Raw genomic sequence first — 7244 nt, forward strand, 5'->3', positions numbered from 1 at the left:
GGTTTCGGCGCATTTGATCAAGATCCGGGTCCGCCGCGAGCCACTAAAGTGATGGCCATGACCGAAAGCTCCGTGCACCCCGCCCTCTGGCCCGCCCCGCGCGCTTCCGAAGCCGTCGACGCGACCGTCACCGTGCCCGGATCGAAATCGGTCACCAACCGCGCGCTCGTCCTGGCCGCGCTCGCCGCCGAGCCCGGCTGGCTGCGCCACCCGCTGCGCTCCCGCGACACGCTGCTGATGGCCGACGCGCTGCGCGCGATGGGCGTCGGCATCGAGGAGACCGTGTCGTCCAGCTCGTCGGCGACGGCCGAGCTCAGCGGCTCGGGCGAGGCCTGGCGCGTCATCCCGGCCGGGCTGCACGGGCCCGCCGCGGTCGACGCCGGCAACGCCGGCACCGTGATGCGCTTCCTGCCGCCCGTCGCGGCCCTCGCGGACGGTGACGTGCGCTTCGACGGCGACCCCCGTTCGTACGAACGCCCCCTCGGCGCCGTCATCGAGGCGCTGCGCACGCTGGGCGCCCGTATCGACGACGACGGCCGCGGCGCCCTTCCGCTGACCGTGCACGGCAACGGTGCCCTGGACGGCGGGGCGGTCGACATCGACGCGTCCGCGTCGTCGCAGTTCGTGAGCGCGCTCCTGCTCTCCGCCCCGCGCTTCAACCAGGGCGTCGAGGTGCGGCACACCGGCGCCGTACTGCCGTCCATGCCGCACATCCGGATGACCGTCGACATGCTGCGCGCGGTCGGCGCCCAGGTGGACACCCCCGAGTCGGGCGGTGAACCCAACGTCTGGCGGGTCTCCCCCGGCGCCCTGCTCGGCCGGGACCTGACCATCGAGCCCGACCTGTCCAACGCGCAGCCGTTCCTGGCCGCCGCCCTGATCACGGGTGGCCGCGTCACCATCCCCGACTGGCCGGAGCGCACCACCCAGCCGGGCGACGCGCTGCGGGAGATCTTCACCGAGATGGGCGGTTCCTGCGAGCTGACCGAGCAGGGGCTGACCTTCACCGGCACCGGTACGGTGCACGGCATCGACGTCGACCTCGGTGACGTCGGCGAGCTGACCCCGGGCATCGCGGCGGTGGCCGCCCTGGCCGACTCGGAGTCCGTCCTGCGCGGCGTCGCGCACCTGCGGCTGCACGAGACCGACCGGCTGGCCGCCCTCACCCGGGAGATCAACGCCCTGGGCGGCGACGTCACCGAGACCGCCGACGGTCTGCGCATCCGCCCGCGCCGCCTGCACGGCGGGACCTTCCACACGTACCACGACCACCGCATGGCGACCGCGGGCGCGATCATCGGCCTCGCCGTGAAGGACGTACAGATCGAGAACGTCGCGACGACGGCCAAGACACTGCCCGATTTCCCGCAGATGTGGACCGGAATGCTCGACGGAAACTGACGGGGCCTGACGACATGCGCCGCTACGGCAAGAACCCCGACGAGGACGACATCCGGATCCGCCCGAACCGCAAGGGCAACCGGCCTCGCACGCACACCCGCCCCAAACACGAGGACGCCGTCGAGGGCTTCGTCCTGACCGTCGACCGGGGCCGCATCACCTGCCTCGTCGAGGACCGTACGGTCATCGCGATGAAGGCCCGCGAGCTGGGCCGCAAGTCCGTCGTCGTGGGCGACCGGGTCGCCATCGTCGGCGACCTGACCGGCGACAAGGACACGCTGGCCCGCATCGTCCGGGTCGAGACGCGCGCCTCGGTGCTGCGTCGCACGGCCGACGACGACGACCCGTTCGAGCGGGTGGTGGTGGCCAACGCCGACCAGCTGGCGATCGTCACCGCGCTGGCCGACCCCGAGCCGCGCCCGCGCATGATCGACCGCTGTCTGGTCGCGGCGTACGACGCCGGGCTCACGCCGTTGCTCGTCCTGACCAAGTCGGACCTGGCGCCGGCGGACGCCCTCCTGAACGCCTACCGCCCGCTCGGTGTCCCGTACGTCGTCACCAGCCGCGAGGACCTGGCGAACGGGGCGGCGACCGATCTGGTGCGCAAGCACCTGGAGGACAAGGTCACGGCGTTCGTCGGCCACTCGGGCGTCGGCAAGACGACCCTGGTCAACACACTGGTGCCCGAGGACCGTTGGCGTACGACCGGAGTGGTCAACGCGGTCACGGGCCGCGGCCGGCACACCACCACGTCGGCGCTCGCGCTGCCGCTCACGGGCGTGCCCGGCTGGGTGATCGACACCCCGGGCGTGCGTTCCTTCGGGCTGCACCACGTCGACCCGTCGCGTGTCATCCTCGCGTTCCCGGACCTTGAGCCGGGTACGGAGGGCTGCCCGCGCGGCTGCAGCCACGACGAGGCGGAGTGCGCGCTGGACCAGTGGGTCGCGGACGGCCACGCCGATCCGGCCCGGCTCGACTCGCTGCGCCGGCTCCTCGCCACCCGGGAGCGCCGCGAGGGCGACTGACCCGCCGCGTTCACGTCTGCGGGCGTCCGGCACGGGCATAATCGCACCAAGTCAGACGAAGCAGTCACCGACGCGGGAGGCGACCGACCATGGCGTGGCTGCTGGTGATAGTGGCTGGTTTGCTGGAGACCGGATTCGCCGTGTGCCTGAAGCTGTCCCACGGCTTCAGCCGGCTCTGGCCCACCGTCGCCTTCTGCGCGTTCGCGCTCGGCAGCTTCGGCCTGTTGACGCTCGCGCTGCGCAAGCTCGACGTGGGACCCGCGTACGCGGTGTGGACGGGCATCGGGGCCGCGGGCACCGCGATCTACGGGATGGTCTTCCTCGGCGACGTGGTGTCGACGCTGAAGCTGATCTCGATCTCGCTGGTGATCATCGGCGTCATCGGCCTCCAGCTCTCGGGCTCGGCCCACTGAGCCCCGGCCCGCCGGGGCCCGCCCCGGCGAGGGCCCTGCGCAGCAGCCGCGTGAAGCCGCCCCCCGGGGCCGTGGGCGCCAGGACGTACGAGAGCGCGAGCCGCAGGACCAGTTCGCAGCGGTACGCGATCTCCGCCGCCTCCTCCTTCGTACGTCCCGTCCCGAGCGCGGCGAGCGCCCTGTCCCGTACCGCCGCGATCAGTTCGGCGGGCCCCGGCGATCCGGCGTCGGCGCGGCGCTGGGCGGGCACCGGGGACACCGCCGTGTACGGGACGGTCCGCGCCGGGCGGGGGGCGGGCAGCCGGTCGCCCCAGCATCCGGTGAGCAGCGCGCGGACGAACGGATTGACGCGGGCGGCGCCGACGGTGAACTCGGCCACGGCCACCAGCCGGTCTTCGGGTCCAGCAGTCCGGGCCGCCGCCGGGGCGGCCCGGACTGTTCCCCGCCCGGCCGTCCGCTCGGCCGGCCGGCCGGCCAGCGCCCGCTCGACGCCGGCCAGGAAGCCGTCGGCCTCGCGGCGCACCAGCGCGCGGGCCAGACCGTCCTTGGTGCCGAACTCGTTGTAGAGGGTCTGCCGCGAGACGCCCGCCGCCGCGGCCACGTCGACCATCCGCACCCCGGACCACGGACGGACCGCGAGCGCGGTGAAGGCGGCGTCCAGCAAGGCTTCTCGCGCTGTGGGCATCGCGTGCGCCTCCCCGACGGCTGGGGTCTCAGAGTTGACGCGCCGCCGGGCAGTGTCAATGGGCCCCGCGCCGCGCGTACCGGGCGGCGGGCGGCGCCCGCACCGCGAGACCGTGTGGTTCGCGCGGAACGCGGTCGATACTGTTCAGTCATGCCCGACTACCACGATGATCTGCGCTTTGCCCATGTTCTCGCCGACGCCGCGGACGCCACGACGATGGAGCGCTTCAAGGCTCTGGATCTCAAGGTCGAGACGAAACCGGACATGACGCCGGTGACGGAGGCCGACAAGGCCGCCGAGGAGCTGATCCGCAGCCATCTGCACCGCGGCAGGCCGCGTGACGCCGTTCTGGGCGAGGAGTACGGGCTCCAGGGCACGGGCCCGCGCCGCTGGGTCGTAGACCCGATCGACGGCACCAAGAACTACGTGCGGGGCGTCCCGGTCTGGGCGACCCTGATCTCGCTCATGGAGGCCGGCGAGAACGGCTTCCAGCCCGTGATGGGCGTCGTGTCCGCGCCCGCGCTGGGCCGCCGCTGGTGGGCGGCGAAGGGCGGCGGTGCGTACACCGGGCGCAGCCTCACCTCCGCCACCCGCCTCCACGTCTCCAAGGTCGACCGGATCGAGAACGCGTCCTTCGCGTACTCCTCGCTGAGCGGCTGGGAGGAGCGGGGCCGGCTCGACGGCTTCCTGGACCTGACCCGCGACTGCTGGCGGACACGCGCGTACGGCGACTTCTGGCCGTACATGTTGGTCGCGGAGGGCGCGGTGGACATCTGCGCCGAACCCGAGCTCTCGCTCTGGGACATGGCCGCGAACGCGATCATCGTCCAGGAGGCGGGCGGCGTCTTCACCAGCCTCGAAGGAGTGACGGGTCCCCACGGCGGCAACGCCGCGGCGTCCAACGGCCTGCTCCACGACGAGCTGCTGGGCTACCTGCGCGCCTAGCGCCCGTGGCCCCCGCGCCCGGAAAACCGGCGCGCGGGGGCGTCCGCTCGTCCAACTCCCCCTCCCACGCCCCCTTGTTGCCTCGCCGGTCAACTGCCACTCTGTGAGTCCCCCCACTTGTGAACTTGTGAATCGGTTCTCGTAGCGCATGATGCCCGCTTCACCAAGGAGGTGGCTCCGTCCATGCTCGTCCGTGACGCCATGAGCACGGTGGTCCTCACCATCGGCCCCGCCCACACACTCCGCCAGGCAGCCCGACTGATGGCGGAGCGCCGCGTCGGGGCGGCCGTCGTCCTCGACACCGACGCCGGCGGAGTCGGCATCCTGACCGAACGCGACATCCTCGTCTCCATCGGGTCGGGCCAGGATCCCGACCTGGAGACGGCCGGCACCCACACCACCACCGACGTCGTCTTCGCGGCGCCCCGCTGGACGCTGGAGGAAGCCGCCGACGCCATGGCGCACGGCGGCTTCCGGCACCTGATCGTGCTGGACGGGGACGGCCCCGTCGGCGTCGTCTCCGTACGCGACATCATCCGCTGCTGGGCACCGAGCCGCAGGCAGTCACGCCCGCAGCCGGGAGCCCTCGTGGCCTGAGCGCGAAAGAGGGCCGGACTCCCCTGGGGAATCCGGCCCTCCGCCTACGACAAGCGTCCGTACTAGCCGCGCAGGGCCTGGACCGCGGCTTCCAGCCGCTTGCCGAAGTCACCGTCGGCCTGACGGAAGTTGTTGACCGCGCGCTCCGCGATGTCGTCGCGCGACACCTTGGAGATGAACTGGGCCAGGTTGTCGATCAGACGGCCCTTCTCGTCCTCGGACATCAGGCGGTAGAGGTTGCCGGCCTGGACGAAGTCGTCGTCCTCGGCGTGCCGCGGAGCCTCGTGGTTGCCGGTGGCGCCGGTGACCGGTACGGGCTCCCACAGCGGCCTGCCCGTCTGCGCGGGGCCGCCGAAGCTGTTGGGCTCGTAGTTCTTGGTGCCCTTGTGGCGGCCGCCGTACAGGTAGCCGTCACGGGAGTTCGTCCGCGCCTCGGTGGCGTGCGGGCGGTTCACCGGCAGGTGGTCGGCGTTGATGCCGACGCGGTAGCGGTGGGCGTCGCCGTACGCGAAGAGGCGGCCCTGGAGCATCTTGTCGGGGGACGGGCCGATGCCCGGCACGAAGTGCGCGGGGCTGAAGATCGACTGCTCGACCTCGGCGAAGATGTTCTCCGGGTTCCGGTTGAGCTCCAGCTTGCCGATCTCGATCGGCGGGTAGTCCGCGTGCGGCCAGACCTTGGTCAGGTCGAACGGGTTGAAGCGGTACGTCGCCGCCTCGGCCGCCGGCATGATCTGCACCTGCACGGTCCAGGACGGGAACTCGCCGCGCTCGATGGCCTCGCGCAGGTCGCGCTGGTGCGAGTCGGGGTCGACGCCGGAGAGGCGGTTGGCCTCGTCGGTGGTGAGGTTCTTGATGCCCTGGTCGGTCTTGAAGTGGTACTTGACCCAGAAGACCTCGCCGGCCTCGTTGTTCCACTGGTACGTGTGCGAGCCGTACCCGTTCATGTGCCGCAGTGTCGCCGGGATGCCGCGGTCACCGAACAGCCAGGTCACCTGGTGCGTCGACTCGGGGCTCAGGCCCCAGAAGTCCCACACGTTGTCGGCTTCCTGCGAGCCGGTGTACGGGTCGCGCTTCTGCGTGTGGATGAAGTCCGGGAACTTGATGGCGTCCTTGATGAAGAAGACGGGGGTGTTGTTCCCGACGAGGTCGTAGTTCCCCTCCTCCGTGTAGAACTTCAGCGCGAAACCGCGGGGGTCGCGCACCGCGTCCGCCGAGCCGAGGTTGCCCGCGACCGTCGAGAAGCGCAGGAAGGTCTCGGTCTGCTTGCCGACCTCGGAGAGGAACTTCGCCCGCGTCCACTGCGAGACGTCGCGGGTGAGGGTGAAGGTGCCGTAGGCACCGGCACCGCGCGCGTGGACGATGCGCTCCGGTATGCGCTCGCGGTTGAAGTGCGCGAGCTTCTCCAGCAGCGCCTGGTCCTGGACCAGAACGGGACCGCCGGCGCCAGCGGTCTCGCTGTTCTGATTGTCGCCGACCGGCGCGCCGGCCTCCGTGGTAAGCGGTCCCTGCGTCACGTGCGCCTCCTGCGTCATACCTGCAAGTCCTGTCCCTTGGCGTTTGCCGTTCTCGATCCTACAATAGACTTTGTCTAAGTCAAGCAATCATCCAAAGTCACACCCGTTCGGGACCTGGGTCCCACCACTGTTAGGCTGGATCGCATGAGTGACCTGTTGGAACGACTGCGCGGACGCGGCTGGCGCATGACCGCTCAGCGGCGCGTCGTGGCCGAAGTCCTCGACGGGGACCACATCCACCTGACCGCCGACGAGGTGCACGCGCGCGCCGTCGCGAAGCTGCCCGAGATCTCCCGGGCGACCGTCTACAACACGCTGGGCGAGATGGTGTCCCTCGGCGAGGTGCTCGAGGTGTCCACGGACCGCCGGGCGAAGCGGTACGACCCGAACGCGCACCGCCCGCACCACCACCTGGTGTGCGCGCGCTGCGGCGCCATACGCGATGTGCACCCGGTCGGCGATCCGCTCACGGATCTGCCGGACTCCGAGCGCTTCGGCTTCACGATCTCGGACGTAGAGGTGACCTACCGGGGCACATGCCCCAACTGCGCCTCCGCCTGACCCTCCTCGACACGGCCGAAGGGCCCGGCACCGGATTCCGGGACACTGTTGGTTAATTCGGGCCCTGCGTGACGTCGGCCTTCAAGACCCGGTTGTGGTCTTG

General features: G+C 71.2%; 8 protein-coding genes. 6 read left to right on the forward strand and 2 right to left on the reverse strand.

The features are described from left to right. Positions 1–57: 57 nt before the first annotated feature. The 3 genes from aroA to IE185_RS26625 all read left to right on the forward strand — a co-directional run bounded on the left by aroA (position 58) and on the right by IE185_RS26625 (position 2839). The gene (gene aroA, locus IE185_RS26615) at positions 58–1401 is read left to right on the forward strand and encodes a 3-phosphoshikimate 1-carboxyvinyltransferase (protein ID WP_138894896.1); all 1344 of its coding nucleotides are present in this window, start codon (positions 58–60) and stop codon (positions 1399–1401) included. A 14-nt stretch (positions 1402–1415) separates the two neighbouring features. Further along, positions 1416–2426, forward strand: a complete 1011-nt coding sequence (rsgA, locus tag IE185_RS26620) for a ribosome small subunit-dependent GTPase A (protein ID WP_138894895.1) — start codon at positions 1416–1418, stop codon at positions 2424–2426. Between the two features lie 89 nt (positions 2427–2515). After that, positions 2516–2839 carry a DMT family transporter gene (locus tag IE185_RS26625; RefSeq protein WP_138894894.1) on the forward strand — a complete coding sequence of 108 codons (324 nt, stop codon included), beginning with the start codon at positions 2516–2518 and terminating at the stop codon, positions 2837–2839. Here IE185_RS26625 and IE185_RS26630 read toward each other — a convergent pair. Next, positions 2805–3524: a TetR/AcrR family transcriptional regulator gene (locus tag IE185_RS26630; RefSeq protein WP_138894893.1), complete on the reverse strand. Its 720-nt coding sequence runs from the start codon at positions 3522–3524 to the stop codon at positions 2805–2807. The genes IE185_RS26625 and IE185_RS26630 overlap by 35 nt on opposite strands. A 150-nt stretch (positions 3525–3674) precedes the next feature. On the opposite strand from IE185_RS26630, the gene hisN reads away from it, so the two are divergent. Continuing rightward, entirely contained in the window at positions 3675–4469 is a 795-nt protein-coding gene (gene hisN / locus IE185_RS26635; protein ID WP_138894892.1) for a histidinol-phosphatase, read from the forward strand. Between the two features lie 183 nt (positions 4470–4652). Continuing rightward, positions 4653–5066, forward strand: a complete 414-nt coding sequence (locus IE185_RS26640; RefSeq protein ID WP_138894891.1) for a CBS domain-containing protein — start codon at positions 4653–4655, stop codon at positions 5064–5066. Positions 5067–5128: 62 nt separating this feature from the next. On the opposite strand, the gene IE185_RS26645 is transcribed toward IE185_RS26640, so the two are convergent. Next, positions 5129–6580 (reverse strand): catalase, encoded by a 1452-nt coding sequence (locus IE185_RS26645; protein WP_189716142.1) that lies wholly within the window; start codon positions 6578–6580, stop codon positions 5129–5131. A gap of 144 nt (positions 6581–6724) precedes the next feature. Here IE185_RS26645 and IE185_RS26650 point away from each other — a divergent pair, with 144 nt between their 5' ends. Further along, the gene (locus IE185_RS26650; protein WP_138894889.1) at positions 6725–7141 is read left to right on the forward strand and encodes a Fur family transcriptional regulator; all 417 of its coding nucleotides are present in this window, start codon (positions 6725–6727) and stop codon (positions 7139–7141) included. The last annotated feature ends 103 nt before the right edge of the window (positions 7142–7244 follow it).

This window comes from Streptomyces chryseus (genome assembly GCF_014650755.1).
GTDB classification, from domain to species: domain Bacteria; phylum Actinomycetota; class Actinomycetes; order Streptomycetales; family Streptomycetaceae; genus Streptomyces; species Streptomyces chryseus.

What these genes read in the sequence shown, in the direction of transcription:
- aroA (WP_138894896.1), top strand. Translation starts at nt 58, where the DNA reads ATGACCGAAAGCTCCGTGCACCCCGCCCTCTGGCCCGCCCCGCGCGCT.
- rsgA (WP_138894895.1), top strand. Translation starts at nt 1,416, where the DNA reads ATGCGCCGCTACGGCAAGAACCCCGACGAGGACGACATCCGGATCCGC.
- IE185_RS26625 (WP_138894894.1), top strand. Translation starts at nt 2,516, where the DNA reads ATGGCGTGGCTGCTGGTGATAGTGGCTGGTTTGCTGGAGACCGGATTC.
- IE185_RS26630 (WP_138894893.1), bottom strand. Translation starts at nt 3,524, where the DNA reads ATGCCCACAGCGCGAGAAGCCTTGCTGGACGCCGCCTTCACCGCGCTC.
- hisN (WP_138894892.1), top strand. Translation starts at nt 3,675, where the DNA reads ATGCCCGACTACCACGATGATCTGCGCTTTGCCCATGTTCTCGCCGAC.
- IE185_RS26640 (WP_138894891.1), top strand. Translation starts at nt 4,653, where the DNA reads ATGCTCGTCCGTGACGCCATGAGCACGGTGGTCCTCACCATCGGCCCC.
- IE185_RS26650 (WP_138894889.1), top strand. Translation starts at nt 6,725, where the DNA reads ATGAGTGACCTGTTGGAACGACTGCGCGGACGCGGCTGGCGCATGACC.